The sequence below is a fragment of the Streptomyces sp. NPDC015130 genome (genome assembly GCF_043080005.1).
Taxonomy (GTDB): Bacteria; Actinomycetota; Actinomycetes; order Streptomycetales; family Streptomycetaceae; genus Streptomyces.
Map to the genome: position 1 here is coordinate 45841 of NZ_JBIBVC010000026.1, position 26884 is coordinate 72724.

A 26884-nucleotide genomic window follows, 5' to 3' on the forward strand; every position below is an offset into this window, starting at 1 on the left:
CCCGGACGCCGTCACTCCTGGGCGGAGCATCGGCCGGTGAGGGACCGTACCAGGGGTAAGCCCACGTGACATCGGGCTCCGCACGAATGACGTTGCATGACCATGCAGGATCATGCATACTCTTCCTATGTCTAAGGTCCTCACCTCCCTCCCCGCCGGCGAGCGCGTCGGCATCGCCTTCTCGGGCGGTCTCGACACCTCGGTCGCGGTCGCGTGGATGCGTGACAAGGGCGCCGTCCCGTGCACGTACACCGCCGACATCGGTCAGTACGACGAGCCCGACATCGCCTCGGTGCCCGGCCGCGCGAAGACGTACGGCGCCGAGATCGCCCGTCTGGTCGACTGCCGCGCCGCGCTGGTCGAGGAAGGCCTGGCCGCGCTCACCTGCGGCGCGTTCCACATCCGCTCGGGCGGGCGGGCGTACTTCAACACCACGCCGCTCGGCCGCGCCGTCACCGGCACCCTGCTGGTCCGGGCGATGCTCGAGGACGACGTACAGATCTGGGGCGACGGCTCGACGTTCAAGGGCAACGACATCGAGCGGTTCTACCGGTACGGCCTGCTGGCCAACCCGCACCTGCGGATCTACAAGCCGTGGCTCGACGCGGACTTCGTGACCGAGCTCGGCGGCCGGAAGGAGATGTCGGAGTGGCTCCTCGCCCACGACCTCCCCTACCGGGACAGCGCGGAGAAGGCGTACTCCACCGACGCGAACATCTGGGGCGCCACGCACGAGGCGAAGACCCTGGAGCACCTGAACACCGGTGTGGAGACCGTGCAGCCCATCATGGGCGTCCGGTTCTGGGACCCCTCGGTCGAGATCGCCACCGAGGACGTCACGATCGGCTTCGACCAGGGCCGCCCCGTGACCATCAACGGCAAGGAGTTCACCTCCGCCGTCGACCTGGTGATGGAGGCCAACGCCATCGGCGGCCGCCACGGCATGGGCATGTCCGACCAGATCGAGAACCGGATCATCGAGGCCAAGAGCCGCGGCATCTACGAGGCGCCCGGCATGGCCCTGCTGCACGCGGCCTACGAGCGGCTCGTCAACGCGATCCACAACGAGGACACCCTCGCCCAGTACCACAACGAGGGCCGGCGCCTCGGCCGTCTCATGTACGAGGGCCGGTGGCTGGACCCGCAGGCCCTGATGGTCCGCGAGTCGCTCCAGCGCTGGGTCGGCGCGGCCGTCACCGGCGAGGTGACCCTGCGGCTGCGGCGCGGCGAGGACTACTCGATCCTCGACACGACGGGCCCGGCCTTCAGCTACCACCCGGACAAGCTCTCCATGGAGCGGACCGAGGACTCGGCGTTCGGCCCGGTGGACCGGATCGGCCAGCTCACCATGCGGAACCTCGACATCGCCGACTCCCGCGCCAAGCTGGAGCAGTACGCCGGTCTCGGCCTGATCGGCACGGGCAGCCCGGCCATCGGCGCCGCCCAGGCGGCCGCGACCGGTCTGATCGGCACGCTGACGGAGCTGCCGGAGGGCGGCGCCGAGGCGATCGCCTCGCGCGGCGAGGTCTCCGGCGACGACGAGATGCTGGACCGCGCGGCGATGGAGATGGGCACGGACTGACCGCCGCTCCCCCATTCAGCGAGAAGGGCCGTCCTGGCGCACCGTGCGCCGGGACGGCCCTTTCGCCGTCGTGAGGCGGCACGATCCAGCCCTGTCGACCCCGCCTGCCCGGCCTCGCGGCTCAGCCGCCGGCCGCCTCCTGGGCGATCCGGTCGAACTGGGCACCCATGGCCTCGGCGAGCGCCCGGGCCGCCGACAGGGGGCGGACCATGACGGTCAGGTCGTCGATCTTCCCCTCCTCGTCGAAGTGCAGGAAGTCGCAGCCCTGGATCTGCTTCCCCGCGACCGTCGCGGTGAAGACGAGGGCGTGGTCGCGGCCGTCGGGATTCCCGATCTCCCGCACGTAGGTGAAGTCCTCGAAGACGCGCAGCACGCCGCGGAGGATCGCGGCGGTCATCGCCCGCCCCGGGTACGGCGCGAAGGCGACGGGGCTGGTGAAGACGACCTCCTCGGCGAGCAGCGCCTCCAGAGCCTCCGGATCGCGGTCCTCCACGGCCTTGCGGAACGGGTGCATGCCTCTCCTCGACCAGCTACTAAAGGAATTGAATAGGTGCACCGGAGACTATGACGAGCCGATGCACCTGTCCAGCACCGATCGATCCCCCTCCACCCTCGTTGCTACTAAGAATCTTAGAAGATTAGTATGCGGCGGAAGCCTTCGCAGAGCCGATCGCCCACCCGGGGCGGCGGCGGAGGCACCGCCGTGCCCGCTGTCCACACAGCCCTGTCGGCGGCCGAGCAAGAAGGAGCTCCCCCGTGGCTTCCCACCGCCGCCCGAAGCAGCCCGGCCCGGGCCGCACCGGAGTCCTCACCGCGACCGCCGCGGCGGCCGTCGCCCTCACCGCCCAGACGGCCTCCGCCGACCCGCTCCCCGACCCGAACAAGAAGGGCGTGCAGGCGCAGATCGACCGGCTGTACGAACAGGCGACGCAGGCGACCGAGAAGTACAACGGGATCAAGGAGGACGCCGACGCGCTCAAGAAGCAGGTCGCGAACCTCCAGGACTCCGCCGCCCGCAAGCAGGACGAACTCAACGAACTCCGCGACCGCATCGGCACGGTGGCGGCCGGCCAGTACCGCTCGGGCGGCCTCGACCCGGCGCTCCAGCTCTTCCTCTCCGAGGACCCCGACACCTATCTGGCCAAGGCCTCGGCCCTCGACCGGGCCGGTGACCGGCAGACCGCCACCCTCCAGCAGTTCCTGTCCCAGCAGCGCGCGCTCCGGCAGCAGCGCGGGGAGGCGGCGAAGAAGCTGGGCGACCTCGACGCCGTACAGAAGCAGCTGGGCGAGCGCAAGACGGAGATCCAGGGCAAGCTGCGCGAGGCCCAGCGCCTCCTCAACACCCTGTCGGCGAAGGAGCGCGCGCGGATCGCGGAGGGCGAGGCGCGCGCCGACCGGGCGAGCGCCCGGGTCGACCTGGGCAACGAGGCGAGTGCCTCGCAGCGCGCCGCGGCCGCCTTCGCCGCGGCCAAGAGCCGGGTCGGCATGCCCTACATCTGGGGCGCGAGCGGGCCGACGTCCTTCGACTGCTCCGGCCTCACGTCGTGGGCGTTCCGCCAGGCCGACGTCTCCCTGCCCCGTACGTCACAGGCGCAGGCCGCGGTCGGGACGCGCATCGACTCCCTGAGCGCGCTCAGGCCCGGCGACCTGATCATCATGCGCACCGACCTGAGCCACGTCGGCTTCTACGCGGGCAACGGGCAGATCCTCCACTCCCCCAAGCCGGGCGCGCAGGTGCGTTACGAGTCGATCGCCCGCAGCGGCATGCCCTTCATGTGGGGCGTACGCATCGGCTGACGCGCGTGCCGGCTCCCGGTGCCGCAGACCGTGCCGACGCCCGGAGCCGCGTGCCCGGAAGGGCCGTGACCTGCCCGACTACGATGAAGCCGAGTGCGGGAACGGCGGAGAGGACACGGCCCATGCGTCGGCTGGGGGAGCTCGAGGCGGAGATCATGGACCGCTTCTGGAGATGGGACCGCCCCGCGACCGTCCGCGAGGTCGTCGACGACATCAACCGGCACCGGGACGCCGCCTACACCACGGTGACCACCGTGACGAGCATCCTCTTCCACAAGGGCCACCTCACGCGCACCCGCGACGGCCGGGTCTGGCACTACAAGGCCGCCGCCTCCCGCGAGGCGTACGCGGCGGCACTCATGGAGGACGGCCTCGGCGCCAGCGAGGACCGCCCGGCGGCCCTGGCCCAGTTCGTGGAGAACCTCGACGCCGACGAGATCGCGGCACTCCGCAAGGCTCTCCGGGACGTCGGACGGCGGGCGAAGGAGTGAACGCGGCTCCCGCGCTGCTGGCGTACGCGGTCGTCGTCGGTGTCGCCGTGCCGCGCCTGATGGCACGCAGCGCCTGGCCGTACCGCGCCCCCGTGCTGGGCGCGGTCGTGTGGCTCGCGCTGATGGTGTCGTTCACGCTGACGGTCGCGCTCGCGGCCACCCAGCTCGCGGCGCCGACCGAGCATCTGCACGCGGGGCTCCTGGGGCTGCTCCACGCCTGCGGACTGGGCACGGAGGCGGTCGAGCCCGACCCCACGACCGCGGACCGACTGGCCCTCGCCATGCCCGTCGCCGTCGTCACCGCCTTCCTCGGCGCGTCCCTCTCCCACCTCGCGCGCACGGGCCTCGTCCGCGCCCGGCACCGTGACCGGCTCGACAAGGTGGGAACACGCTGCGACCGGCTCCGGGTCACGGTGCTCCCGCACTCCACCCCGGGGGCGTACTGCCTGCCCGGCTTCCGCTCGCGCATCGTCGTCAGCGACGCCGCCGTCCGGCTGCTCACCGAGGAGCAGTTGGGCGCCGTCCTCGACCACGAGCGGGCACACGTCGCCGGCCGTCACCACCTGCCGCTCGCCGTGGCGGAGGGGTTCGCCACCGTCTTCCGCCGACTGCCGCTGGCACGTCTCGGGCGGGAGCAGACGGCCGTCCTGCTGGAGATGATCGCGGACGACGGCGCGCTGCGGCGGTATCCCCGGGAGGTCCTCGCGACCGCGATGTACGAGATGGCGGCCGGCCGCGCGCCCGAGGGCGCCTTCGCGGTGGGCGGGTCGACGGCGCTGCTCCGCATGCAGCGGATCCTGGGCCCGCACCGGGCTCCGCATCCCGCGCTCCGGGGGTCCCTGGCCTCGGCGGCCGTCGCCGTTCCGCTGCTGCCGCTGCTGGTGGCCTGCCCTCCGGGCATCTGAACCTGTTTCGAGGGGGGACCCGGTGGAGTGGGAGCTCGGCCTGGCGGGCCTGGTGGTCGGGCTGCTGACGGCCGTGGTGACGGCGCCGGTCGGCGTCTCCGGGGCCGTGTTCCTGCTCCCGGTCCAGCTCAGCGTCTTCGCCGTGCCCAATCCCGCCGTCACGCCCACGAACCTGCTCTACAACGTGGTGGCGGGCCCCGGCGCCCTGCTGCGCTACCGGAAGGACGGCGCTCTGAGGGGGCCGCTCGTACGGCTCCTGGTGCTGGGTTCGCTGCCCGGTGTCGTGCTCGGCGCGGTCATCCGGGTGTTCGCCCTGCCGGGCCCGCGTGTCTTCCGCCTCCTGATCGCCGCGCTGATGCTGCCGCTCGGCGTGTGGCTCGTCGTCAGAACCCTCCGCCCCGCGCACTCCGCGGGTCCGCGGACCGGACCCGCGCCCCGGTCGGTCGTGTCGATGGCACTGGCGGTCGGGGTCGTGGGCGGCGTCTACGGCATCGGCGGCGGGTCGATCCTCGGCCCCGTCCTCGTCGGTCGCGGTGTGCCCGTCGCCACCGTCGCACCGGCGGCGCTCGCCTCGACGTTCGCCACGTCGGTGGTCGGTGCCGGCACCTACGCCCTGCTGTCCGTGACGCAGGGCGGCAGCATCGCCCCCGACTGGGCCCTCGGCCTGGCCTGCGGCCTCGGCGGACTCATCGGCGGCTACCTGGGAGCACACCTCCAGCCGCGCATGCCGGAGACGTTCCTGCGCGTACTGCTCGGCTCCCTGGCCGTCGTACTCGGCACCCTCTACCTGGTCGAGGGGCTGCTCTGACGAGGATCCCGCCCCCTCCCCGACCAGTGGGCACTGCCGACGCTCGGCGTGGCCGGCGGGCGTCAGGCCGACCCGTTGCGGACGCGCCGGTAGCGTTCGAAGACCACGCGCGAGGCGAACGTACGGGTTTCGGCCAGTTCCAGGTGGACCGCCTCGGTGACCGGGGGAAGGTAGGGCGTGCCGCCGCCGACGATGATCGGGCTGCGGAACATCTGCAGCTCGTCGACGAGTCCGAGTCCGATCGCCTCGGCGGCCAGACCGGCGCCGCCGATGCCGACGTCCTTGTCCGTCGCGTCACGGGCCGCGGCGGCCTCCTCGGCCAACGACCCCTTGGCGAGCCGGGCGTTGCCCTGGACGCTGTCGAGGGTGCGGCTGAAGACGACCTTCGGGATCGCGCACCAGACGTCGGCGAACTCGGCCTCGGGTGCGGTCGCGCGGAACGACGGATCCGTGTCCCAGACCAGCATCGTCTCGTAGAGCTTGCGGCCCAGCAGGAAGACGCCGACCTGGCGTGTCTGCTCGATGTGGAACCGGAACTGCTCCTCGTCCGGCTCGCCCCAGTCGAATTTCCCCTCCCGGTCCTTGACGAAGCCGTCCACCGTCATACCCATCGAATAGATCAGCACGGGCCTGTTCCTTTCTCCGGGCAGGGGCCGGCCGGTGTCGGCGCCGGCCCCTGCGCGTGATGCTCCCGCCGGGTCAGCGGATGGCGAGGGCGATGATCTGGGTGACCGCGTCCGAGACGAAGTTGTCGTCGCTGACCAGGATCAACGACCGCTCACCGGTGGGAAGTTCCGGACCCCACGTCATGCCTTCGGTGTTGTCGACGGTGGACAGGCCGAGGGTGTCGAAGTCCGCGACGAGCTTCTTGCGCATCGTCACGACGGGCTGCCCGGCCAGCGACTCCACGGCCTGCACGTCGGTCGCACCACGCGTGGTGGCGTCGTACAGCCGGATCTTGTAACCCGAGCCGGCGACCCAGGTGCGTTCGAGGACGAGGTAGCGGTGGGGGTTGTCGGGGAAGGCGAGGAGGGACGGGACTCCGGTGTCCGGGCCCCAGGGGCTCGTCGGGTCGGACGCGGCGAAGATCTTCTCCAGGGGGTACGCGAACTGGCCGAGCACCCGGCCGTCGCGGGTCTGCCGCGTGACCCGGACGAGCGCGCCGTTCTCCGTGTCGGGCACCGGGCCGTCCTGGAGCAGCGGGCCCTCGACCGCGCTGGTCACCACGCGGCCCTGGGAGCCGAAGGTGATCGCCTCGATCGCCTGGTTCCGGCGCGGACCGCGCTCCTCCATGCTGATCTCGTAGTTCGACGGCAGCGGCAGCCGTCCGAGGTAGGAGCCGGTGGGCCCGGCGAACTGGATCGACGGCTGGATCACCGGTCCGGCGCCGACCGCCCTGGGCCGGTCGCCCTCCTGCGCCCACCAGTAGTCGCAGCTCCGCGGGTCGACCCGGATCTCCTCCGGGTCGACGGCCTTGCCGTCGCCGAGGGACGGTGACGGGTAGGTCGAGCCGTCGGGCTGGAGCAGCGGGTGGGTGCCGGTGAAGTCGACCGCGTGCACGCCGGCCGCGTCCACGTCCAGCTTCGCGGTGTAGAAGCGGGCGGGCTGAAGCTGCGAGCGGTCGTCGCTGAGGAACACGTACTCACCGGTGCACCGGTTGCGGTCGATGCCGGAGAAGCCGCCGACCGTGGTGCCCCGGAAGTCGAGCTTGTGCGGAACGATCTTCTCGCCGAGCAGCCGGGCCTGTGCCGCCGCGCGCTCCGACGGCCGGTGGTCCGCACCGGGTTGGGCGGCCACGGCCACCGCGGGGGCGAGCGTGGACGTCACGAGAAGGGCTACGGCGCACGCGCGGCGCGTCAGGGAGGCTCTCATTCCGATGATCTTGCCGTCGGCCGCCCGGTGGCGCAGTCACCCAACCGGGTACTCCTGCGGGCCGGTCGGACACGTGTCCGAGTCGCCGGGGTCCCGGCCCTCAGGCCTGCGGCGTCGGGGCGGTGACATCGCAGCGGCACCGCGTCTCGCCCCGGCCGATGAACCGGAGCGGTGCGGCGCGGCGGTCGGCGGGCTCGGGCACCGCGGGTGCGTACGGGGCGGAGAACAGTGCGAGGACGCGCGGGTGTACGGCACAGAGGGGCATGCGGCCGTTCTCGGCGGCCGCGGCCCGGAGCCGCTCGTCGGCGGCGAGCCGCCCGCCGCTGACGTAGAGGAAGGCGTTCTGCGCGTACCAGGGCTCGATCGCCTGGTCGTCCCACAGGCGGCTACGGAGGCAGTCGACGAGTTCGTACCCCCACCGCCCGAAGCGCTCACGCCAGTACGGCGGCCACTGCTCGTTGCGGTGGTCCGTTCCCGTCTGGCCGGGGATCGCGGCGGAGAACAGGACGACGTCCGCCATGGCGCACAGGTCCGCCACCAGGGAGTCGGCCCGGGACTCGTCGAAGTGCTCGGCGGCCTCCATGCACATCGCCAGGTCGAACCGCCGGTCCAGGCGCAGCGGGGCGGAGAGGTCCTGCTGCAGGAAGCGCTCCGGGGGGATGCGCAGGGCGTCGACGGAGACCCAGGGCCCGTCGACACCCAGGATCTCGTCGACCCCGAGGTGCCGGGCGGCGGCGAGCCAGGACCCGGTGCCACAGCCGACGTCCACGTTCCGATGAGACGCGCACGCGGGGTCGACGGCCCAATGCCCTGTCCGGCCGATCGCGGTGACGTGCCATGAGTGCGCACATGCGCGCCTGCCCAGGGGGTTCGCACCACGTCCGAAACTCGTGCGTGCGAAACGGCGAGCGGGTCGTTGAACGCGGTGACGCCCCAGAGGCCCCTTAGACGGGCTTCGCCCACCGCACGAACCGGTACGGGACCGCGTGCCGGACCTTCTCGACCTCGGGAGACTCCCATCAAGATCCTGATCACCGGTGGTGCCGGATTCATCGGCTCGACGATCGCCTCGCGGTGCCTCGACGAGGACATCGAGGTCGTCGTCCTCGATGACCTGTCGACCGGCCGCGCCGAGTTCGTCCACGGCCGCAACTGGTACCAGGGGCGGATCGACGACGGCGCGCTCGTCGACCGGATCTTCGCCGAGCACCCCGACATCGAGGCGGCCGTCGGCTGTGCCGCGAAGATCGTCGTCCCCGAATCCGTCTCCGCGCCGCTGTACTACTACAACGAGAACGTCGTGGCCGGGCTCGCGCTCATCAGCCACCTGCTGCGCAACGGCTGCCACCGGTTCGTGTTCTCGTCGTCGGCGGCCATCTACGCACCGGGGCCGGCCATCACCGAGCGGGCCCCGCTGAATCCGATGAGCCCGTACGCGCGGACGAAGGCCCACTTCGAGCAGGCCCTGGAGGACATCACGGCCGGCACGAAGCTCCGGGCCGTCTCCCTGAGGTATTTCAACCCGGTCGGCGCCGACCCCCGCCTCCGCACCGGCCTCCAGGTCCGTCGCCCGACCCATGCGCTCGGCGTGATGATCGACAAGTACCACTCGGGCGAGCCGTACCCCGTCACCGGCACGGACTGGGAGACCCGCGACGGCACCGGCATCCGCGACTACGTCCATGTCTGGGACCTCGCCGGCGCCCACCTCGACGCGCTGCGCCGCTTCGACGCCATCACGTCCTCCGACGGCGCCGGTGCGTACCGCGTGATCAATCTCGGGTCCGGGGCCGGCACCACCGTCCTCGAACTGATCACAGCGTTCGAGCAGGTCACCGGCACGGCACTGCCCGTCGAGCACCTGGACCGCCGCCCGGGGGACAACGCGGGCGCGTACCCCGACATCACTCTCGCCGGCGAGCTCCTCGGCTGGCGACCGGCCCTGACGGTCGAGCAGGGCATCGCCGACTCGCTGGCCTGGTACGCGCGCCGGGACACCGTGCTGACCGGCGATGCAGGAGTCGTACGGGTACCTGGGGGCGCGTGAGGTCCGGGCGGCCCCTGTGCGGGCCGGTCGCCGCCGGTGGGTGGCGACCGGCCGCGGGCAGCCGGGGGTCCCGGTCAGACAGCCGGGGGTTTCCGGTCAGGCGGCCGGGGGGACGACCGGCTGGGACTGGGTGGCGCAGTGGATGCCGCCACCGCCGCTCGCGATGTTGTCGATGTTCAGCTGGACGACGTTCCGGCCGGGGTAGGCAGCCTGGAGGATGGCGTGGGCGGTGCTGTGGGCCGCGGTGTCTCCGAAGCAGGGCACCCGGCGGCCCGTTGATGCCCTGCGCCGCGGGAGTGTGATCAGCGGGCCAGGAAGGCGAGGATGCGCTCGTTGACTTCCTGCGGCTTCTCCGCGAGGAGGTGGTGGCCGGCGCCTTCGATCATCGCGCCGTCCGATCCCGGCGGCAGCATCGCGACGATGTCGGCGAGTGTCGCCTCGTCGACCACGGGGTCCTCGGTTCCGTGGAGGTAGAGGGTGGGCTGGGAAGGCAGCTCGTCCAGCACGCGAATCATGTCCCACTCCGGGGTGCCGAACGTCGCGGCCGGGAAGTTCTGCCGGTAGAGCTCCAGGCCGAGGTGGAGCCTTTCGGGCGTGTTGAGTCCCTCCTTCATCGCCTTGCGGTCCTCGGTGGAGTCGTAGCCGGGGACGTTCCCCGTCCAGTGGTCCCAGAGCCAGTCGAGGTAGGCGAGGTCGTTGGCCGCGACGAGGCGGTCGGCTATGGCCATCTGGAAGAAATAGAAGTGGACGTACCGTTCGATCCTGGCGGGATCCGCGCTGTCGCGGTCGTAGAACTCCAGGGGCGGGACGTCGTTGACGACCACCTTGGCCCACCGCTCGGGTGCGGCCGCGGCGGCGCCCCAGGTGGTGAAGCCGCCCCAGTCGTGCCCGATAAGGACCGCGTCGGAGCCGCCGCCGAGCGCCTCGTGCAGGCCGTTGGCGTCGGCGATCAGGTCGGGAAGGCGCATGCTGCCGTCCGGCGGCACCTGGGACGGGGCGAACCCCCGCATGGTGGGGACCACGGCGTGGTATCCCGCCTCGGCAAGCGCAGGCATGAGGTACCGGTACAGCCTGGGCGTGTCGAAGCCGTGCAGCATCAGGGCGAGCGGCCCTTCTCCCGCTTCGACGTAGGCCAGGTCCAGGCCGTTGACGGTGATCCGCTTGTGTTCCATCGTGCACTCCTTGCTGCGAGAAGCTCTAAAAAGAACGTTCTAACTAGGCCGAAGCTAACACCGCGTTCACGCGGTCCGCAAGCTAGAACGAGCGATCTATCTACTAAGCCCCACCGCATGGCGGCGAACACACCCCAGCCAGGCACCCGGGAGCGCATCGTCCGTGCCGCCTCCCTGCTGATGCAGCGGCAGGGAGGCGAGGGGACCGACACCAAGCAGGTCGCCCAGGAGGCAAAGGCCACGCTCGACTCGGTCCACCACTCGTTCCCGGCGGCGAGCAGGCACTGGGTGTGGCCGCGGTCCAGCCCGCCGACCAGGAGTTCACCGGCGTGCTGTCGGCGTCGCTGCCCGAAGAGGTCGAGCCGGTGAAGGCCGTCGCCGGCTGCGCCCGGGCGCTTGCCCGCCTCCTGCGCGACTCCGGCCGGGTGGACGGCTGCCCGATCAGTGCGACCGCACTGGAACACCGGTCGAGTCCCCGATATCGAGCAGGCTGTCGCTCAAACCTTCCCACACTGGCGGGACGTGGTGGCGGACACGCTTCGCGAAGCCGGATTCCCGGAGGGCAACGCACACGACCTGGCCATCACCGTCATCAGCACCCTCGAAGGCGCCGAGCCCACCGCGCAGGTTGCCAAGAGCGGGACGCCGCCGACGGTCGCGGGTGAGACCCGGCCCGGCCCATCGACTCCTACGAGGCGTGAGAGCCGCCCACCGTGCAGGGAGTCCACGACCTGTTCAAGTCCGAGCCTGATGGTGGCCGGCGACGACGACCCCTACTGCGACCCGAGGACGTCCGCCTCCTTCACGCAGCCATGGCATGCACAGGACCACCTCGTCCAAGGCCACGGCCACGGCCACATCAATTCCGGCAGCGGGCTCGGCGACTGGCAGGCGGGCCTGGAACTCCTTCGCGGGCTCGTCGACTGCTGAGAGGACTCATCCGGCGCGGAGGCCCTCCGCCTCGGTTCCGGTCTCACCCCGCGCAGAAGGCCCGTGCATGTTCCATCGCAACACCCCGTCGCCGCCTGAAAGGCGGCGCCATCCGATCGGCGGCTGCCGGAAGCGCCCGATCGCCCACGTCGCCACAGGGACGGGAATCGCCCGCCTGTGCACGTCGAATGGGTCGACCGCTCCCGCGGCCAGGGCTGATCGCTTTCCACGGAGGAAGGCTCTTGCCCACGCGAGACGCCCGGCGCCGCGGTGGCCCCCCACTTCCCGGTACGGCGCGGTGGGCTCAGGCAGCGTCGAGGGAGTCGATCCAGGCGATCAAGCGAGCGCCCTCACGGTCCATGACCCCAGGGTCTCGGAGGGCGTTGGCCAGCACGGACATGCCCTGATAGGCGCCCACCAGGGTGAGGGCCAGGCCCGCGGGATCCGGCTGGCCGAGCTCGCGGAACTGGCCCTCCACCCAGGTCAGCAGGAGCCGGACGACCCTGCCCGCTTCGACGTCCAGGCCACCCTGGTCACGTTTGCCCAGCTCCGCGGCGAGAGTGCCGGTCGGGCAGCCGTAGCGGACGGCGAGGTCACGCTGACCCACCCAGCCCTCGATCAGGCCTTTGAGGCGTTCACGAGGATCGGGAAGCCGGCCCAGGTGGCCGATGAGCAGGTTCAGGTGTCGCTCGTGCTCGGACAGCGCCGCGGCGACGAGTTCGTCCTTGGTCTTGAAGTAGTAGTACACGTTGCCCACGGGCACCTCGGCCGCGCGCGCGATGTCGGCGATGGTCGTGCGCTCGGCGCCTTGCCGGTGGACGACGTCAGCTGCGGCTTCCATCAGCCGCTGCCGCTTCGCGCCGGCGACTCGGGCACGGGCGGGCTCATTTGAGTGAGTCACCCGACTAACTATACGACGCGACTCGTGCTACGCTCCCCGAGTAAGTCAGTCAACTAACTAACACGCCCTGATGTGAGGCCCCTTCATGATCGTTGTCACCGGCGCCACCGGAAACGTCGGCCGCACGCTCGTCCGCCTGCTGACCGAACAGGGACACGAGGTGACCGCGGTTTCGCGCGGCATCACCCAGGCCGATGTCCCGCCCGGCGTGCATGCCATCGCCGCCGACCTCGCCCAGTCGTCCGCCGACCTGCCCACCACGGCGGATGCGGCCTTCCTGCTCGTCGGGGGCGACCTCATGATGACCGGCGACCCCACCGCCGTTGTCGCTTCGTTCGCGAACTACGGCAAAATCGTCCTGCTGTCCTCCCAGGGTGTGGTCACCCGACCCGACTCCCTGTCTCACGGACAGGCCTTCGCTGCCTACGAACAGGCCGTCATGGACTCCGGCACCGACTGGACCATCCTGCGCCCGGGCGGTTTCGCCTCCAACGCCTACGCCTGGGCGCCTTCGGTCAAGGCGAGCCGCACCGTCGCCGCCCCCTTCGGCGACGTCGGTCTGCCAGCCATCGACCCCGACGACATCGCCGCCGTGGCTGCCGCCGTCCTCACCCAGCCCGGCCACACCAAGGCCGACTACGAACTCACCGGCCCCGCCCCGACCACCCCGCTCCAGCGCGCCGCCGCCATCGCCGACGCCCTCGGCGAGCAGGTCACCTTCATCGACCAGACCCGGGAGGAGGCCCGCGCCCAGATGCTCACCTTCATGCCCGCCCCGGTCGCCGACACCACCCTCGACATCATCGGCACCCCCACACCGCGCGAGCAGACCGTCAGCCCCGACGTCGAGAAGATCCTCGGCCGCCCCGCCACCACCTTCGCCGACTGGGCCAAGCGCAACGCCGCCGCCTTCACGTGACCGACGGTACCGGCACGCATCGGGACGTTTGCGAGCACTGAGCCCATTCCAAGCTGGCGGTGATGGCCGCGAGTTGGATGCGCCTGGGCAACGATGAACCTCCTGGTGGATGGGTTCTCGACCAAGATCACCCATGTCTGCCAGGAGCTTCGCGTGCTTGTCCACCCGTCGCCGATTGATCTGTCCAGCCGCAGCCTGCGGTTCCTGACCGGGCGACTCAAGGCCAGGCGGCAGGAGATCCGTACGCGTTGGCGGCGCCTTCCCGCCTCGCGACAGGCCCTGTTCCCCCTGGCCCCCTGGCCCCCTGGCCCCCTGCGGTGCGGTGCGGTGCGGTGACACTATCGAGTCAGCCCAGCAACGCCGGCGGGCCGTGAACGCACCCCGCCTCGTCGCACTCGTCCGGGCCGGCGCCCGCTTCGAGCGGGACGTCCTGGTCGAGCTGTCCGAGGCCCGCGCGGCATGAACACCACCGCGTGCCGCCGGTCGGAAGATCAGTGGCAGGCCCCGCCTGCCCATGGTGAAGATCGCGGCATGCCCAACTTCCTGGAGACCGACCGGCTCGTCCTGCGCGCGTTCACGGCGGCCGACATCGACCACCTGCTCGCCCTGGACAACGACCCCGAGGTGATGCGCTACATCAACGGTGGCCGCCCCACAAGTCGGGAGTCGATCGAGACGCGGGCCCTGCCGCAGCTCCTGCACGACTACCCGTGCTGGGAGACCCGCGGTTACTGGGCCGCGCAGGAGAGGATCACCGGCACGTTCCTGGGCTGGTTCGAGTTCCGGCCGTTGGAGGAGCACAGCCCCGCCGTGGTCGAACTCGGTTACCGGTTGAACCAGGCGTCATGGGGGCGTGGCTATGCCACCGAGGGGTCCCGGGCCCTGGTCCACAAGGGGTTCGCGGACCTCGGGGTCGAGCGGGTCACCGCAAACACCATGGCCGTCAACACCCGCTCCCGTCGCGTCATGGAGAAATCGGTCCTGTCCTTCGTCAGGAACTTCACCGGGGACTGGCCGGAGGCGATCGAAGGCTCCGAGCACGGTGAAGTCGAGTATGCACTCACCCGGACCGAGTGGGAGCAGCCTCGATAGACATCAACGGCCCGATCCACAACTCTTGACAGTTACTCCCCATCGACCGCAGTCCCGCCGACACCCCCCATTGATCCGGGAAGCACAAGGGTCACGGCGCGGCTCTCTGACCCACGTGCCCGAGCAAGCGGGCGATACGTCGACGTTCCGTGGGCTCGGGGGCGGAGTGAACCGTGCACACACGATCCTTCGACGGTGCGGAGTGTGAGTGCGTTCGTCAGCCGTAGGTGAAGGCGAATGCCTGGAGCCCGGGTGTGAATCGGAGTTCGAGCCGTGCTTCGCGGGCCTTGTCGTGCTCGGTGAGCCGGTACAGGTTCGGCGTTCCGTGGACCTCGATCGTCCGTGTGCGTTCGCCGTCCACCAGGACCGTGACGGTGCCTTCGCCGGCGAGGACGAGGTTGGCGTTCTGTGCACGGTAGGTGAGAGCGAGGCGGGCGTCCTTGCCGGCGGTGAAGTGTTCGTAGCAGGCGGTCCAGGTCCCGGCGAGGGAGATCTTGTTCAGAGGGGTGCCGCCCGGCGAGTAGGAGTAGGTGACCGGCTTGTCCTCGGTGAGTTGTGGGGTTCCGGTGTAGCCGCGGATGCGGTGGGTGCTCAGGTACGTCTCGGGCGTGCGGCCGGCGGTCAGCTGGTCGTCGGCCTGGTCGGTGGGCGGCGGGAGGGCGACCGTCGGGTCGGCCTGCCGGAGCAGTTCTCGAATGAGGCTCTCGGTCCGGGCGTAGCGGCCCTCGCCGAAGGTGAAGTAGCGGACGGTTCCCTGCGCGTCGATGAGGTACTTGGCGGGCCAGAACCGGTTGCGGTAGTTGTCCCAGGTGTCGAGCTTGTTGTCGAGGGCGACGGGATAGGTGATGCCGAACTTCCGTGTCTGGTCCGCGACGTTCTTCGTGCTCTTCTCGAAGGCGAACTCGGGCGAGTGGACACCGATGACGGTCAGGCCCTCGTCGCGGTAGGCCCGGTCCCAGTCCTTGATGTGCGGGATACTGCGCTGGCAGTTGATGCAGGAATAGGTCCAGAAGTCGATCAGGACGACGCGGCCTCGGAGGGCGGTCAGGTCGACGGGACTTCCGCCCGGGGTGTTGATCCAGGTGGAGATCCCTGCGAGCGGTGGGGCCTGGCCGCAGGAACGGAGCTCGTCGACGCCGTCCTCGCAGCGGGAGAGCTCCTTGTTGGAGTCGTCGTAGAGCCCCGAGAGCTTCTGCCGGGCCGTGTCGCTGTCCTCCACGGTGCGCTGGGCGGCGCGGGTGTAGTCGGGCAGCGTGCGTTGCAGGGCTGCGGTGACGTCGAAGGCCAGGGCGAAGGCGAGCGCGATCATAAGGATTCCGGAGATCACGCGGAGCTTGCGGGCCCTGGTGCGGAAGGCGGCGACCCGTTCGGCGACGCGCCGCCCGGCGAGGGCGAAGACCAGCAGCGGGATCGCGGTGCCGATGGCGAACGCGACCGTGAGGACGACGATGTCCGCGCTGATCTCGCCGCGCGCTCCCGCGACGGTGATCGCGGCGAGGACCGGACCGGCGCAGGGCACGTACAGGAGACCGAGTCCAAGGCCGAGCACGAAGGCGCTGCCTTCCTTGTTGACCTGCCGCTGCGGGATACGGGCGAAGGGCTTCTCCAGGATCCGCTCGACCGGCGGGAAGATCAGGGCCAGGCCGATCAGTACGAGCAGGGCCAGTCCGACGTAGCGCGAAGGACTTCGCCACCGTGCGCCCCTCGCCATACTGCAGGGGCATGCGCAGGTCGCGGTTGCGGGCGAACTGTTCGTGGCTGTGGACCCCCTGGGGGCTGATGCCCCACACGGTGGCTCCGGCGGACTGGAGCTGGTCCAGCTCGCCGGAGTACGAGCACGGTTGCGCGGTGCACACAGGGGTGTCGTCACCGGGGTGGAAGGCGAGGACGAGGGGCTGGCCGCGCTGTTCACACAGGGTGTAGTCGCGCCGGTGGAAGGCGTCCCCGTCCAGGTGCCCGCCGGGCTGCCGGAAGTCGCCGACGGCGTCCCCGATCTGCGGGGTGCTGGCCATGTAGGACCTCTCCGTGCCGGTGCGGGCGCCCGGTCAGGAGGGAAGCGCCATCAGGAGCAGGGGGTCGGTGGTGGGCTGGGGGGAGCCTCCGTCGGGTTCGAGGGTGAGGCCGACGGCGCCCGCGTCGGCGGGGTCGCCGGTGAGGACGACGGTGCCGTCGTGGTCGATCAGTCCGGCCGGGCGCATGGTGCCGTCGTGGTCGAGCCACAGCTGGTAGGTCTTCCCGGCACCGGGCGCGGGGAGGTCGGCTGCGGTGAAGACGGCCTTGTTCTGCTGCTCGGAGGCGACGACGGTCGTCAGGGCTCCGTTGGCGGCCTTGCCGTGAACGGTCTGGGCATCCGGGGCCGCCAGGACGGAACCGACCGCGTCAAGCTGCTGCTGGGCCTGGCGGGCCTGCTGTTCCAGTTCCTGTCCGTGCTGCGACTGCCAGACCGCGACGCCTCCCAGTACGGCGGCTGCCACGCTGGCGGCCAGCGCCCAAGGCACCGCGCGCCGGCGGAGGAAACCGCCGAGGGCGGGCGCCACGCCGGGGGCGGGGATGCGTGGGGGCAGCTGGCGCACCCCGTCGATGGCAGCCATGACCTGTGCCTTGGCCGCGGCCGGGGGAGCCTGGGCGACCGCCGCGGCGAGGCGTGCCGTGGTGGCCCCGAACTCGGCTGCTTCCTGCCGGCACGCCTCACACGTCTGGAGATGGGCGTCGAAGTCCTTGCGCTCGTCGTCGTCGAGTGCGCCCAGGGCGTAGGCGGCGGCGAGGATGTGGGTGTCGGTGGTGTGGTGGTTCATGTGGTCACCCCCATGCAGTCGCGGAGCCGGATGAGCCCGTCGCGCATGCGTGTCTTGATGGTCGGCAGAGGCGTGCGCAGGGCTTCGGCGACTTCACGGTAGGTCAGGCCCTGGTAGTAGGCCAGGGTCACGGCCTGGCGCTGGAGTTCGGTCAGGCCGCGCAGGCAGCGCCGGACCTGCTCGGACTCCAGCCGGCTCTCGACCTGTTCGGCGACCTCGTCGTAGGCGGTGGTGTGCTCGCGGGCTGCCTGGGTGTGCTCGCGGTCGGTGGCGGCCTGGGCGGAGCGGACCCGGTCCACGGCCCGGCGGTGGGCGATCGTCGCCGCCCATGTCCTGACGGAGCCGGCGTCGGGCCGGTAGCGGGCGGCCTGCCGCCACAGATCGATCATGACCTCCTGAGCGACCTCCTCCGACTGGGCCCGGTCGCGTACGACTTTGAGCACGATGCCGAAGACCAGGGGGGCGAGGGCGTCGTAGAGGGCGGAGAACGCCTGCTTGTCACCGTGGGCGACCTGCTGCATGACGTCGGCGAGGTCATTGCGGCCGGTGTCGGTGGGACGGCCGGTGCCGAAGGGAATCGGTTGGTTCACCTGTGCCGCTCCGCCCGTGGGGAGAAGGCGCAGGGACGGCCGGGGTCGGCCGTCGGGGGGCGGGGCGTCCATCGCATGCCGCTCCTTGTGTCGTCGCTCGTGCGGTGCCGGGCCGTCCCCGGAGACGGTCCGCGGTGGGAATCTGTTCGTGTGTCGCCCGTTCTTCGTAGCGGACGGCCCTGCGGATGGGAGGGCTCTTCGTCACCGGCGCCACCTTTGCGTAACCCGTTCGAGGGAAGTGGAGCGCCGGCGCCAAACCGGCGCGAGTACGGCCGCGAAGACCACACGTGAGGGGCTCCCGAGGGGGTTCTCGGGATTCCTCACCGGCCGCGCGGGACCTCCGCGCGGCCGCCATCCTCACGGAAGGTGAAAGACATGGTTCGTGTGCGACGAGGTCTGGCCGTTGCTCTGGCCGCCGGTGCGGTCGTAGTGGCCGGAGGCTCGGTGGCGTCCGCCGACGCGGGCGCGCAGGGCGTGGCCGCGTACTCGCCGGGCGTCGGCTCGGGCAACCTCATCCAGGTCCCCATCCACATCCCGGTCAACGCCTGCGGCAACACCGTCAGCGTCATCGGACTGCTGAACCCGGCCTTCGGCAACACCTGCGTCAACGCCTGACCGACCGTCGAGGGCAAGAGCCCCGGTCCGCCCGCCGACAAGACGGGGGCGAGGGCAAGAGCCCCGGTCCACCGCCGACAAGACGGGGTGGCGCGGACCGGTGACCCTCCGGCCCGACACGCGCTGAACGTGTTCCCAGGCCGGGCGGGTCGGCTGCGGGTGGCTGTCGGCACAGCCACCCGCAGCACCCACGATTTCCGCGCGGACTACCAGGTCAGGACCGCGATGACCTGCTTTCCGCTGTCCGAGGGACTGACGAAGAGGTCCGCGCCCAGCGCCTGGACGATCTGCAGGCCACGCCCGCTTTCGGCGGTCTCCTCCATGGCGCCCTGACCGCCGGGCAGGTCGGCGGATCCGTCGCAGACCGCAACGCCTGCCCGCCCCTCTTCCATGCTGACAGTGAGCGCATAAGGTCCCCTGGCGTGCGTGACGGCGTTGGTGACCAGTTCGGAGACGATGAGGACAAGGTCTTCGGCGACAGTACGCGGGCAGAGGGTCGGCTCCAGGACCAGCATGCGTGCCGCGGTCTGACGGGCGTGCCGAGCGGCTTGGGCGCCGGGCGGGAGCTGGATGTGCAGTGTGGCCGGACGTCCGCCGGCTACGAGGGCGGTGTCCATGATCAAAATCCTGTCGGTGGTTTGCCCCGGGACCGAAGACCGGCGGCGGGAGGGGATGTGGTTCTGTGGTGATGCCGGATCCCCGCAGCGGCCTGACGAGGGTCGGCATTCATGCCGGCCGTTCCCGTGGCCGTGAACGGCGTGGCTGTCAGTCACCCAGTGCTGCTCGACCCGTTCTTCGTCTGCTTTCCTTCGTTCAGCTGCCCCGCTCGTGCCGGTCCCACCTGCCGGGGGGCGGTTTCCAGGGGCCGTTCAGGCCGCAGACGGCGTCGGCGTTCGCTCTGGGACAGAGGCGCCCAGCGCCTCCGTACCGGCCGGCACCACCGAGACACCGGTCTTCGTACCTTCACTGACGCGGCCATCGCACTCACCTCGGTGTGTCCCGTCGATCGTGCAGTGGGTGCACTCCGGCACCCAGGGGAAGCTCACGTGAAGTATTCGGGACGAATCCGTCCCTGGATTGCGTCAAGACGCCTGCCCGGGAGTTTCCGCCGCCCGGGTGATATCCGGGCGCAGCCCCCATCCCGGCCGGGCCTTGGCCGCGAATCCAGCCGGCACATGTATCCCGGAGGCGTCCGCGGGCTGCCCGTCGGTCGCTGGGCGGCATCGGCCGCCCCGATCGGAAGGCGTCCGTCGTGCTGCGGAGGTTCTCTCGGGCAGGGCCGTTCGGCGTGGTCCTGCTGTGGCTCGCGCTGGCTGCAGCCCTTGGCGGGGTTCTGGTGATCCTGCTGCTGGTCTACCGCAGCGCGCTGATGCCGCTGCTGGTGATCACGGGGGCACTGCTGGCCTTGGCGACAGCGTGCGCCGTTCTGTACGCCCTGGCCAGATGGGACCTGCTGTCGATCGACGGCCAGATCACGTTCGTCCTGGTCATCGGCGCGAGCACCGATGACGCCCTCCTGCTCATCGCCCGCTTCCGCGAAGAACTCGCTAAGCAGCCCGATACCTCCACGGCGATGGCGGCCGCGTGCCGGGCCACCGCCCCACCAGTCCTGGCCAGTGCCGCGACCATCGCCTGCGCCATGATGACGCTCACGGTCAGCAGCCTTCCCGCCGAGCAGGCCATGGGACCGGCAGTAGCAGTGGCCATGGTCTGCTGCGCCGCCGCGTCGCTGACCTTCCTGCCTGCGGCCCTTGCCCTGTGCGGCCACCGGACACTGCGAGCCCGCTCCGCACCGGCGACAGTCACCCGGTGGACGAAGATCACCCGGCCGATCGCGCACCGCCCCCGCCGGGTCTGGCTCGGCTGCTTGGTCCTGCTCGTCGCAGGGGCTGCCTGCGCCCCGCTGCTCTCCCAGACCGGGATCCCCTGCACAAGGCTCTGCCCGTCAGCGCACCCTCGGCTGCCGGGCACGACGTCCTGGCACGCCACTTCCCAGCCGGCACCGCCAGCCCCCTCATCGTCGTCACCCCCGCCGCCCGGGCTGCCGACGTGCGCGGCCGGATCGCACAGAGCCCCGGCGTGGCGGCCACCACAACGGGACCTCCCGGTCCCGAAAGGAAGCTGCAGATCCTCGCGACGCTGACGGACACACCGGACAGCGTCCGTGCCCGCGACACGGTGAACCGGCTGCGCGCCTCGCCGGCCGGGACGGGGACGTCGATCGGCGGGCAGAGCGCACAGCTCACCGACCTGCACCAGGTCTCCGTGAGAGACCACCGGCTGCTCATGCCCCTGGTGCTGGTCGTGGTCTGCATCGTCCTGATCGTGCTGCTGCGCTGCTTGCTGCTGCCGCTTCTCCTGGTCGCGGCCGCCTGGATCAGCCTGTTCACCGCCTTAGGGACGGCCGCTCTCCTCTTCCGGCTTGTCGCCGGCAGCGCCGCCACCGAGCCGGCCGTGATGCTGTTCTCCTTCGTCCTCCTCGTCGCGCTCGGGGTGGACTACAACATCTTCCTCGTCCACCGGATCCACGGCGAAGCACTCCTACACGGCACAGCGACCGGGGTGCGCCAGGGGCTGGAGACCACCAGCGGCGTCATCAGCGCCGCCGGCCTCATCCTGGCCGCCACCTTCGCAGCCCTGACCGTGATGCCCCTGCTCTACCTCGCCCAGATCGGCTGCATCGTCGCCCTCGGCGTCCTCATCGACACCCTCCTCGTACGCCTCTTCCTCGTCCCCGCCCTCATCCTCGACCTCGGCCCCCGCACCTGGTGGCCCGCGCGCCTCCCGGGTGACCGGCCCCGGACCGCCACGAACGCCGTTCTGCGCGCCGGCGACCCTGGCCGCGCCGCCGCCTCCACGCCCGCCGTGTAAGGCAACCCTGGCAAGGGGCTTCACTCTTTCGGGGGTTGCACCAATCCGCCGGGCGGGGGATGCCGAATGCAGCGTGTGAGCAGCTTCCGCAGCAAACTCGTCCGCGCCGCACTCGGCGCGCTGGCTGGACTCCTGGCCGCGTTCACGGCGCTGGCCGTGGCCGAGCTGGTGGCCGGACTGGTGCGTCCGGCGGCCGGACCGGTGACCGTAGTGGGCGGAGCGGTGATCGACCGGACGCCTGCCGGGGTGAAAGACTTCGCGATCCGCACGTTCGGAGAGAACGACAAGATTGTTCTCCAGCTGGGGATCCTCGCCGTCCTCGCTCTCATCGCCGTCGGCCTCGGCATCCTCGCCCTGCCCCGTCGGCGCGCCGGTGCAGCGGGGGTGCTGCTGTTCGGGATCGTCGGCGCTGCCGCGGCTCTCAGCCGTCCCGACTCCACCGGGACCGGGGACGCACTGCCCTCGATCATCGGAGCGGTCGCGGGAGCCCTCACCCTGTACGTGCTGGCGACCAAAGCCGTTTCCGTTCCGGCTGGGGCGGACAGCCAGGGAGGGCCCGGGGCGTGGAGCAGGCGGGGGTTCCTCGCCGCGGCCGGTGTGACCGCCGTCGCCGCCACCTCGGCCGGCGCACTGGGCCGGTACTTCACCGGCCGGCAAGGCCAGGGCGCAGTCGCCTCCCGGGAAAGCCTGGTGCTTCCCAAGCCTGCCTACCCGGCCCCCGCCGTCCCGGCCGGCGTCCAGCTGAAGGTTTCCGGCATCACGGCCTTCACCACCCCCAACTCCGACTTCTACCGCGTCGACACCGCACTGACCGTGCCCAAGGTCGACGCCGGCACCTGGCGGCTGCGCATTCACGGCAAGGGTGTCTCCCGCCCCCGCGCCTACACCCTCGACCAACTCCTCGCCCGCCCGCTCATCGAGCGCGACATCACCCTGACCTGCGTCTCGAACGAGGTTGGCGGCCCTTACATCGGCAATGCCCGCTGGCTCGGCGTCCCCCTCGCCCCCCTGCTGGAGGAAGCCGGCGTCCGGCCGCCGTCGAAGGGCGGCCGGGCGGATCAGTTGGTGGCCCGCTCCGTGGACGGCATGACGCTCGGCTCACCCGTCGAGGACCTGATGGACGGCCGCGACGCCATCCTGGCGGTCGGCATGAACGGCGAACCGCTCCCCTTCGACCACGGCTTCCCCGTCCGCATGCTCGTCCCCGGCCTCTACGGCTACGTCTCGGCCTGCAAGTGGATCGAGGACATCGAACTCACCACCTTCGACGCCTACGACCCCTACTGGGTCAAGCGCAAGTGGGCCCGTCGCGCGCCGATCAAGACGCAGGCCCGGATCGACACCCCCAAGCCCTTCGCCCGACCCGCCGCCGGCACCGTCATCGTCGCCGGCGTCGCCTGGGCCCAGCGCCGCGGCATCACGCGCGTCCAGATCCGCGTCGACGACGGCCCCTGGCAGGACGCCGACCTCGCCGCCCAGGCGGGCGTCGACACCTGGCGCCAGTGGTCCTACCGCTGGAACGCCACCCCCGGCGGCCACAACCTCACCGTCCGCGCCACCGACGGCACCGGCCAGGTCCAGACCGAACAGCGCACCCGCACCATCCCCGACGGAGCGAGCGGCTGGCACAGCGTCTTCGTCACCGTCCCCTAGAACACCCGGACGGCCGCAAGGCCCGCACCGGGCAGCACAACCCATCACCTCGCTACCCCAGAGCAGAATCCCCAAGGAGCAACTGGCCATGAACAGCATGAAGATCCGCCGCACCGCCATCGCCGTCGCCGCAGCAGTCGCGCTGCCCTTCTCCCTGGCCGCATGCTCGGACTCCGGCGACGACACCAAGGCTGCCGCTCCCACCGCGGCCGCCGGAGACGAGGCGAGGACGGAGGCGAGCACTCCCTCCGAAGGGCCGATGACGGACGACCAGCCGTTCGGTCCGGCCTGCGCCGGAGTGCCGAAGGAGGGCGCGGGCTCCTTCGACGGCATGGCCAAGGACCCCGTCGCCACCGCCGCGTCCAACAACCCGGCCCTGTCGACCCTGGTGACCGCGGTCAAGCAGGCCGGCCTGGTCGACACCCTCAACAACGCGGAGAACATCACGGTCTTCGCCCCGACCAACGACGCCTTCGCGAAGATCCCGAAGGCAGACCTGGACAAGGTCCTCGCCGACAAGGACATGCTCACCAAGATCCTCACCTACCACGTCGTCGGCCAGAAGCTCGCCCCCAAGCAGCTGGAGAACGGCAGCTTCGAGACCCTCCAGAAGGGCATGATCACCACCAACGGTTCCGGCGAGAACTACACCGTCGACGACACCTCCAAGGTCGTCTGCGGCAACGTCAAGACCGCCAATGCCAACGTCTACATCGTCGACACCGTCCTCATGCCCAAGTAAGCGCCGCCCCAGCAGCGCCAACGCCCGTCGGCGCCGTGCCCCTTCGTCTCGAAGGGGCACGGCGCCGACGTCACAACCGCACTCCGTCGGGTCCGCACGCCGCAGAGCCGGATCCGTGCGCCATCGCTCAAGGAGTACGTGGTCGATCACCGCATCATCGCCGGAGATTACTTCTGGCGCTGTACGGCGGAGGCGGGATGCCCCAGTTGCTTGAGAGCACGTGTACAACTCCCCGGTCGGCGTGCTTGGAGGTGCCTGTCCGAGCGCTTCGGGCCACAACAGGCTGTTCAACGGCGGTTCGCTCGCTGGGCGGCGAGCCCCGCCTTCGGTCGCCTGCTGGCAGCGGCTCAGTTCCTGGGGCGAAGGTGGACTGGGGGGTCGCAATCAGCATTCCCCGTAAGGGATCCGGCGCTTGAAAGCCGACTATGTGTCACACCGCCGCACCTTAGACGTCTCTACGCCGTATCGCCGATGCATATTCTTCCCCCTGGATGCAGGCCCGATCGTCTTCAGACAAGCGGGCCGCGTTGGGCTGCGAGTGGGCGGCAGTAGGACTTTTGACGGCCGATCGGGCGGTTGGGGACTACAGAACCCATCCTGTGCGGCAGGGGGTGTCGAAGGATCCACAGACTCGCCCCCCTCATGGGTGCGGGCTGTTGATCGATCGGAGTCCTTACGTGCGTACTCGTATCGCCACCATCGCCACGGCTGCCGCGGTGGCTGCTGCCCTGGTGTCGCCCGTGCTGGCCTCGGCGCACACGGGCGACGCCGGCCCGTTCGGGCCGGGGGGCCGCGCCGCGGGCCATGGCCTGATCAGTGTGGGGCTGACGTCGGACCAGCGTCTGGTGGGCTTCGACGTCCACAAGCCGTCCGAGACCTGGGCGCTGGGGAAGGTCTCCGGGCTCCGGGCCGACACGGTGCTGGTCGGTATCGACTTCCGGGTCCAGAACGGCAAGCTCTACGGCGTGGGTGAGAAGGGCGGCATCTACACGCTCAGCAGCAGCGCCAAGGCCGTCAAGGTCTCCCAGCTCACCGTCGCCCTTCAGGGCAAGCACTTCGGCGTCGACTTCAACCCCGCCGCCAACCGCCTGCGCGTCATCAGCGACACCGGCCAGAACCTGCGCCACAACATCGACGACCCGGCCGCCCCGAAGACCACCACCGTCGACGGCACCCTCACCAACCCCACCATGCCGCCCTCCACCGCCCTGGGCGTCACCGGCGCCGCGTACACCAACAACGATCTCAACACGGCCACCGCGACCACGCTGTTCGACATCGACACCACCAACGACCGCGTCTCGCTGCAGTCCCCGGCCAACGCCGGCACCCTCGCCCCGACCGGCGGCCTCGGAGTGAACGCCGGCCCGTCGGCCGGGTTCGACATCTACTACAAGAGCTCCGACGGCTCCAACAGCGGCTTCGCCGCCCTGTCCACCGGCGGCAAGCAGCGCCTCTACAAGATCAACATCCTCAACGGCCGTGCCGCCCTTGTCGGCGCCTTCCCCGCAGGTCGGCAGGTCGTAGACATCGCCCTGCCCCTGGACCAGAACTGACAGGCACAGACACCGGCCGCCAGTCGCCCCAGCCCCACTCGACCCCTGCTCGCGAGCCCGGACCCGATGCCGCCTGGCACCCCACACCCGTCTCCGGCCTCGAAGTACGTTGCGACCCGGGCAGGAACGAGACTCGGCTCCTGGGATGGGAAGGACTCCTGCCAGCATCACTGATCTGCTGCCTGGGAGACTGAGCACCTCCTCAGACACGGCGCCCCCTCCCGCAGGGGGCGCCGCGCTGAGTCCAAGGCCCATCCGGGTCTGGACACGGCCACCGCACCGGCTGTCTTCGCCCGTCTCGGCGAACTTCAGACCGGCGACCCCTTCGAGGTCGCGCGTGCCGACGGCACCACTGCGGTCTTCCTCGTCGACTCTGTGGAGAGTTTCCGCAAGGACGATTTCCCGAACCAGCGCGTGTACGGCGGCACCCCTGACGCCCTCGTCCGGCTCATCACCTGCGCAGGCCGAGGACTACACCGAGAACCTTGTCGTCTTCGCCCGCCTGCAACCCGCCGACTGACCCACCCCTCTCCCGCCCAACCGTCCCCTCTAGCCGGCGGCTGCGGCTGAGCGGAGCCACACCAGCAGATCCTCTCGACCATGATCGCCACCATTCTGGCACCGAGCAGTCGCGATCACGCGTCCCGGCCAGGACCAGAGTGGCGTGGGGCTTCCGCGGTGGCGATCTGGTCATGGCCACGAGGGAGCGAAGCCAGCCGTGGGCTGTGCCGGACTCGAGCGGACAGAAGGACATGGGCGCAGACGGCCGCGACTATTGCAACTCCCTTGCAATGCAGCCGTGTTATCTCGTTTGGGCTAGCGGTGCGCAACGTGTCGTCGGCATCTCGGACCGCGTGGAGGCGGCCGTATTCTCACCTTTGACCTGTGGTCTTCTCACTCAGGCGGGCCCGGTACGCACCTTGCGCGGCGGCGCCCCGCGCCCTGCGCCGGTCCCTCGGCGATCTGTCCGGGGACGCCCGCGCGGGCGAGAGCTCAGGTGATCTGTTCGCCGGCGCTCAGCGGGGCGCAGGTCGCCCGTCAGCGCGGCCAGAAGTCGACGCTGCTCCTTTCAACCAATCTGTCGTGAAAGGCCCTCGGTCGACCTGAGTGGCTGACCCCGCCAATGCGCCACCGAGAACGTCGGACGGCCAGCGCGCCCGCCGACACGCTCGTCCGCGGGCGGTCCTGGCGCCGTGAACGGGCGCCTCCTGCGAGGATGCCGGCCCTATCCGCGGACACGGGCGGTGTGCGGCGGCGTCGTTCGACACTCGCCCTCGTCCGGAACGCCGATGGCGGACCCGCCGGTTTGTGAGACGGGATGGCCTACTCGTCCGGATCACGGGGCAGCAGATCGCGTGACGCGCTCAAGGCGTGCCGGGCGATCGGTGGGGTGTGATGACGGCGCCCCCATGCGCCCTGGCCCCTCGGCCAAGGCGCGGCCGCGCATGTGTCGGCTCTTGAGGCACAGTCTGTCGCCGTTCTCCGTCCATCGGCCCGAGCGGTGCCGGCCTGCCGCATGCGTCGACGGCCTCGCTGCCGTAAGGTC

Annotated in this window: 27 protein-coding genes and 3 pseudogenes; 18 read left to right on the top strand and 12 right to left on the bottom strand. The window is 70.7% G+C overall.

Annotated features, from left to right (window positions below; all coding sequences use genetic code 11):
- Nucleotides 1-127 precede the first annotated feature (127 nt).
- Nucleotides 128-1582, top strand: coding sequence for an argininosuccinate synthase (gene argG / locus ACF08F_RS35525; protein ID WP_392302673.1), 1455 nt, complete (start codon nucleotides 128-130; stop codon nucleotides 1580-1582).
- 121 nt (nucleotides 1583-1703) lie between these two features.
- Here argG and ACF08F_RS35530 read toward each other — a convergent pair whose 3' ends face one another.
- Nucleotides 1704-2096 (bottom strand): nuclear transport factor 2 family protein, encoded by a 393-nt coding sequence (locus ACF08F_RS35530; protein WP_392302674.1) that lies wholly within the window; start codon nucleotides 2094-2096, stop codon nucleotides 1704-1706.
- A 242-nt stretch (nucleotides 2097-2338) separates the two neighbouring features.
- Between ACF08F_RS35530 and ACF08F_RS35535 the strand changes: the two genes are divergently transcribed.
- From ACF08F_RS35535 to ACF08F_RS35550, 4 genes are all read left to right on the top strand, one after another.
- Entirely contained in the window at nucleotides 2339-3379 is a 1041-nt protein-coding gene (locus ACF08F_RS35535; protein WP_392302675.1) for an NlpC/P60 family protein, read from the top strand.
- A 122-nt stretch (nucleotides 3380-3501) separates the two neighbouring features.
- Nucleotides 3502-3870, top strand: coding sequence for a BlaI/MecI/CopY family transcriptional regulator (locus ACF08F_RS35540; protein WP_392302676.1), 369 nt, complete (start codon nucleotides 3502-3504; stop codon nucleotides 3868-3870).
- A complete protein-coding gene (locus ACF08F_RS35545) occupies nucleotides 3867-4775 on the top strand; it encodes a M56 family metallopeptidase (RefSeq protein WP_392302677.1) in 909 nt (302 codons plus the stop codon). Before ACF08F_RS35540 ends, ACF08F_RS35545 begins: the two co-directional genes overlap by 4 nt.
- A gap of 22 nt (nucleotides 4776-4797) precedes the next feature.
- Entirely contained in the window at nucleotides 4798-5583 is a 786-nt protein-coding gene (locus ACF08F_RS35550; RefSeq protein ID WP_392302678.1) for a sulfite exporter TauE/SafE family protein, read from the top strand.
- Nucleotides 5584-5645: 62 nt separating this feature from the next.
- Here ACF08F_RS35550 and ACF08F_RS35555 read toward each other — a convergent pair whose 3' ends face one another.
- From ACF08F_RS35555 to ACF08F_RS35565, 3 genes are all read right to left on the bottom strand, one after another.
- Nucleotides 5646-6209, bottom strand: a complete 564-nt coding sequence (locus ACF08F_RS35555; RefSeq protein WP_392302679.1) for a dihydrofolate reductase family protein — start codon at nucleotides 6207-6209, stop codon at nucleotides 5646-5648.
- Nucleotides 6210-6282: 73 nt separating this feature from the next.
- Entirely contained in the window at nucleotides 6283-7455 is a 1173-nt protein-coding gene (locus ACF08F_RS35560; RefSeq protein ID WP_392302680.1) for an esterase-like activity of phytase family protein, read from the bottom strand.
- Between the two features lie 100 nt (nucleotides 7456-7555).
- Nucleotides 7556-8224 carry a class I SAM-dependent methyltransferase gene (locus tag ACF08F_RS35565; RefSeq protein ID WP_392302681.1) on the bottom strand — a complete coding sequence of 223 codons (669 nt, stop codon included), beginning with the start codon at nucleotides 8222-8224 and terminating at the stop codon, nucleotides 7556-7558.
- Nucleotides 8225-8380: 156 nt separating this feature from the next.
- Here ACF08F_RS35565 and galE point away from each other — a divergent pair, with 156 nt between their 5' ends.
- The gene (gene galE, locus ACF08F_RS35570) at nucleotides 8381-9502 is read left to right on the top strand and encodes a UDP-glucose 4-epimerase GalE (protein ID WP_392302682.1); all 1122 of its coding nucleotides are present in this window, start codon (nucleotides 8381-8383) and stop codon (nucleotides 9500-9502) included.
- 96 nt (nucleotides 9503-9598) lie between these two features.
- Here galE and ACF08F_RS35575 read toward each other — a convergent pair whose 3' ends face one another.
- Together ACF08F_RS35575 and ACF08F_RS35580 are read right to left on the bottom strand one after the other, a co-directional pair.
- The gene (locus tag ACF08F_RS35575; protein WP_392302683.1) at nucleotides 9599-9766 is read right to left on the bottom strand and encodes an agmatine deiminase family protein; all 168 of its coding nucleotides are present in this window, start codon (nucleotides 9764-9766) and stop codon (nucleotides 9599-9601) included.
- Between the two features lie 38 nt (nucleotides 9767-9804).
- Nucleotides 9805-10674, bottom strand: a complete 870-nt coding sequence (locus ACF08F_RS35580; protein ID WP_392302684.1) for an alpha/beta fold hydrolase — start codon at nucleotides 10672-10674, stop codon at nucleotides 9805-9807.
- A 365-nt stretch (nucleotides 10675-11039) separates the two neighbouring features.
- On the opposite strand from ACF08F_RS35580, the pseudogene ACF08F_RS35585 reads away from it, so the two are divergent.
- Both ACF08F_RS35585 and ACF08F_RS35590 read left to right on the top strand, forming a co-directional pair.
- Nucleotides 11040-11093: pseudogene (locus tag ACF08F_RS35585) on the top strand (hypothetical protein); the annotation flags it as partial.
- 25 nt (nucleotides 11094-11118) lie between these two features.
- Nucleotides 11119-11604 (top strand): alpha/beta hydrolase, encoded by a 486-nt coding sequence (locus tag ACF08F_RS35590; RefSeq protein ID WP_392302685.1) that lies wholly within the window; start codon nucleotides 11119-11121, stop codon nucleotides 11602-11604.
- A gap of 304 nt (nucleotides 11605-11908) precedes the next feature.
- Here the strand turns inward: ACF08F_RS35590 and ACF08F_RS35595 are convergent, their stop codons facing one another.
- The gene (locus tag ACF08F_RS35595; RefSeq protein WP_392302711.1) at nucleotides 11909-12445 is read right to left on the bottom strand and encodes a TetR/AcrR family transcriptional regulator; all 537 of its coding nucleotides are present in this window, start codon (nucleotides 12443-12445) and stop codon (nucleotides 11909-11911) included.
- Between the two features lie 145 nt (nucleotides 12446-12590).
- On the opposite strand from ACF08F_RS35595, the gene ACF08F_RS35600 reads away from it, so the two are divergent.
- The 3 genes and pseudogenes from ACF08F_RS35600 to ACF08F_RS35610 all read left to right on the top strand — a co-directional run bounded on the left by ACF08F_RS35600 (nucleotide 12591) and on the right by ACF08F_RS35610 (nucleotide 14516).
- Entirely contained in the window at nucleotides 12591-13424 is an 834-nt protein-coding gene (locus ACF08F_RS35600) for an NAD(P)H-binding protein (protein WP_392302686.1), read from the top strand.
- 153 nt (nucleotides 13425-13577) lie between these two features.
- Nucleotides 13578-13748 (top strand): annotated as a pseudogene (locus ACF08F_RS35605) (IS5/IS1182 family transposase); the annotation flags it as partial.
- Nucleotides 13749-13955: 207 nt separating this feature from the next.
- Complete coding sequence (locus tag ACF08F_RS35610; RefSeq protein ID WP_392302687.1) at nucleotides 13956-14516, top strand: GNAT family N-acetyltransferase; 561 nt, start codon at nucleotides 13956-13958, stop codon at nucleotides 14514-14516.
- Between the two features lie 217 nt (nucleotides 14517-14733).
- Here the strand turns inward: ACF08F_RS35610 and ACF08F_RS35615 are convergent, their stop codons facing one another.
- The 4 genes and pseudogenes from ACF08F_RS35615 to sigK form a co-directional block, all read right to left on the bottom strand.
- Entirely contained in the window at nucleotides 14734-16227 is a 1494-nt protein-coding gene (locus ACF08F_RS35615; RefSeq protein ID WP_392302688.1) for a cytochrome c biogenesis protein DipZ, read from the bottom strand.
- Nucleotides 16228-16237: 10 nt separating this feature from the next.
- Nucleotides 16238-16528 (bottom strand): annotated as a pseudogene (locus tag ACF08F_RS35620) (redoxin domain-containing protein); the annotation flags it as partial.
- Between the two features lie 33 nt (nucleotides 16529-16561).
- On the bottom strand, nucleotides 16562-17311 hold the full coding sequence (locus ACF08F_RS35625) for an anti-sigma factor (RefSeq protein WP_392302689.1): 750 nt from the start codon (nucleotides 17309-17311) through the stop codon (nucleotides 16562-16564).
- Nucleotides 17308-17901: an ECF RNA polymerase sigma factor SigK gene (gene sigK, locus ACF08F_RS35630; RefSeq protein ID WP_392302690.1), complete on the bottom strand. Its 594-nt coding sequence runs from the start codon at nucleotides 17899-17901 to the stop codon at nucleotides 17308-17310. Before sigK ends, ACF08F_RS35625 begins: the two co-directional genes overlap by 4 nt.
- Before the next feature lie 375 nt (nucleotides 17902-18276).
- Here sigK and ACF08F_RS35635 point away from each other — a divergent pair, with 375 nt between their 5' ends.
- Nucleotides 18277-18516, top strand: a complete 240-nt coding sequence (locus ACF08F_RS35635; protein WP_392302691.1) for a chaplin — start codon at nucleotides 18277-18279, stop codon at nucleotides 18514-18516.
- A 206-nt stretch (nucleotides 18517-18722) separates the two neighbouring features.
- Here the strand turns inward: ACF08F_RS35635 and ACF08F_RS35640 are convergent, their stop codons facing one another.
- Nucleotides 18723-19133, bottom strand: a complete 411-nt coding sequence (locus tag ACF08F_RS35640; RefSeq protein ID WP_392302692.1) for an ATP-binding protein — start codon at nucleotides 19131-19133, stop codon at nucleotides 18723-18725.
- A gap of 671 nt (nucleotides 19134-19804) precedes the next feature.
- Here ACF08F_RS35640 and ACF08F_RS35645 point away from each other — a divergent pair.
- The 6 genes from ACF08F_RS35645 (at nucleotide 19805) to ACF08F_RS35670 (ending at nucleotide 25908) form a co-directional block, all read left to right on the top strand.
- Nucleotides 19805-20659, top strand: coding sequence for an MMPL family transporter (locus ACF08F_RS35645; protein ID WP_392302693.1), 855 nt, complete (start codon nucleotides 19805-19807; stop codon nucleotides 20657-20659).
- Nucleotides 20596-21387, top strand: coding sequence for an MMPL family transporter (locus tag ACF08F_RS35650; RefSeq protein WP_392302694.1), 792 nt, complete (start codon nucleotides 20596-20598; stop codon nucleotides 21385-21387). Before ACF08F_RS35645 ends, ACF08F_RS35650 begins: the two co-directional genes overlap by 64 nt.
- A gap of 66 nt (nucleotides 21388-21453) precedes the next feature.
- On the top strand, nucleotides 21454-23040 hold the full coding sequence (locus tag ACF08F_RS35655) for a molybdopterin-dependent oxidoreductase (RefSeq protein WP_392302695.1): 1587 nt from the start codon (nucleotides 21454-21456) through the stop codon (nucleotides 23038-23040).
- An 88-nt stretch (nucleotides 23041-23128) separates the two neighbouring features.
- Nucleotides 23129-23782, top strand: coding sequence for a fasciclin domain-containing protein (locus ACF08F_RS35660; RefSeq protein ID WP_392302696.1), 654 nt, complete (start codon nucleotides 23129-23131; stop codon nucleotides 23780-23782).
- A 677-nt stretch (nucleotides 23783-24459) separates the two neighbouring features.
- The gene (locus tag ACF08F_RS35665; RefSeq protein ID WP_392302697.1) at nucleotides 24460-25338 is read left to right on the top strand and encodes a DUF4394 domain-containing protein; all 879 of its coding nucleotides are present in this window, start codon (nucleotides 24460-24462) and stop codon (nucleotides 25336-25338) included.
- 261 nt (nucleotides 25339-25599) lie between these two features.
- Nucleotides 25600-25908: a sortase domain-bontaining protein gene (locus ACF08F_RS35670; RefSeq protein ID WP_392302712.1), complete on the top strand. Its 309-nt coding sequence runs from the start codon at nucleotides 25600-25602 to the stop codon at nucleotides 25906-25908.
- Nucleotides 25909-26884: the final 976 nt, after the last annotated feature.

What these genes read in the sequence shown, in the direction of transcription:
- ACF08F_RS35560 (WP_392302680.1), bottom strand. Translation starts at nt 7,455, where the DNA reads ATGAGAGCCTCCCTGACGCGCCGCGCGTGCGCCGTAGCCCTTCTCGTG.
- ACF08F_RS35655 (WP_392302695.1), top strand. Translation starts at nt 21,454, where the DNA reads ATGCAGCGTGTGAGCAGCTTCCGCAGCAAACTCGTCCGCGCCGCACTC.
- ACF08F_RS35580 (WP_392302684.1), bottom strand. Translation starts at nt 10,674, where the DNA reads ATGGAACACAAGCGGATCACCGTCAACGGCCTGGACCTGGCCTACGTC.
- ACF08F_RS35595 (WP_392302711.1), bottom strand. Translation starts at nt 12,445, where the DNA reads ATGGAAGCCGCAGCTGACGTCGTCCACCGGCAAGGCGCCGAGCGCACG.
- ACF08F_RS35530 (WP_392302674.1), bottom strand. Translation starts at nt 2,096, where the DNA reads ATGCACCCGTTCCGCAAGGCCGTGGAGGACCGCGATCCGGAGGCTCTG.
- ACF08F_RS35625 (WP_392302689.1), bottom strand. Translation starts at nt 17,311, where the DNA reads ATGAACCACCACACCACCGACACCCACATCCTCGCCGCCGCCTACGCC.
- ACF08F_RS35635 (WP_392302691.1), top strand. Translation starts at nt 18,277, where the DNA reads ATGGTTCGTGTGCGACGAGGTCTGGCCGTTGCTCTGGCCGCCGGTGCG.
- ACF08F_RS35540 (WP_392302676.1), top strand. Translation starts at nt 3,502, where the DNA reads ATGCGTCGGCTGGGGGAGCTCGAGGCGGAGATCATGGACCGCTTCTGG.
- ACF08F_RS35600 (WP_392302686.1), top strand. Translation starts at nt 12,591, where the DNA reads ATGATCGTTGTCACCGGCGCCACCGGAAACGTCGGCCGCACGCTCGTC.
- argG (WP_392302673.1), top strand. Translation starts at nt 128, where the DNA reads ATGTCTAAGGTCCTCACCTCCCTCCCCGCCGGCGAGCGCGTCGGCATC.
- ACF08F_RS35660 (WP_392302696.1), top strand. Translation starts at nt 23,129, where the DNA reads ATGAACAGCATGAAGATCCGCCGCACCGCCATCGCCGTCGCCGCAGCA.
- ACF08F_RS35610 (WP_392302687.1), top strand. Translation starts at nt 13,956, where the DNA reads ATGCCCAACTTCCTGGAGACCGACCGGCTCGTCCTGCGCGCGTTCACG.
- ACF08F_RS35615 (WP_392302688.1), bottom strand. Translation starts at nt 16,227, where the DNA reads ATGGCGAGGGGCGCACGGTGGCGAAGTCCTTCGCGCTACGTCGGACTG.
- ACF08F_RS35640 (WP_392302692.1), bottom strand. Translation starts at nt 19,133, where the DNA reads ATGGACACCGCCCTCGTAGCCGGCGGACGTCCGGCCACACTGCACATC.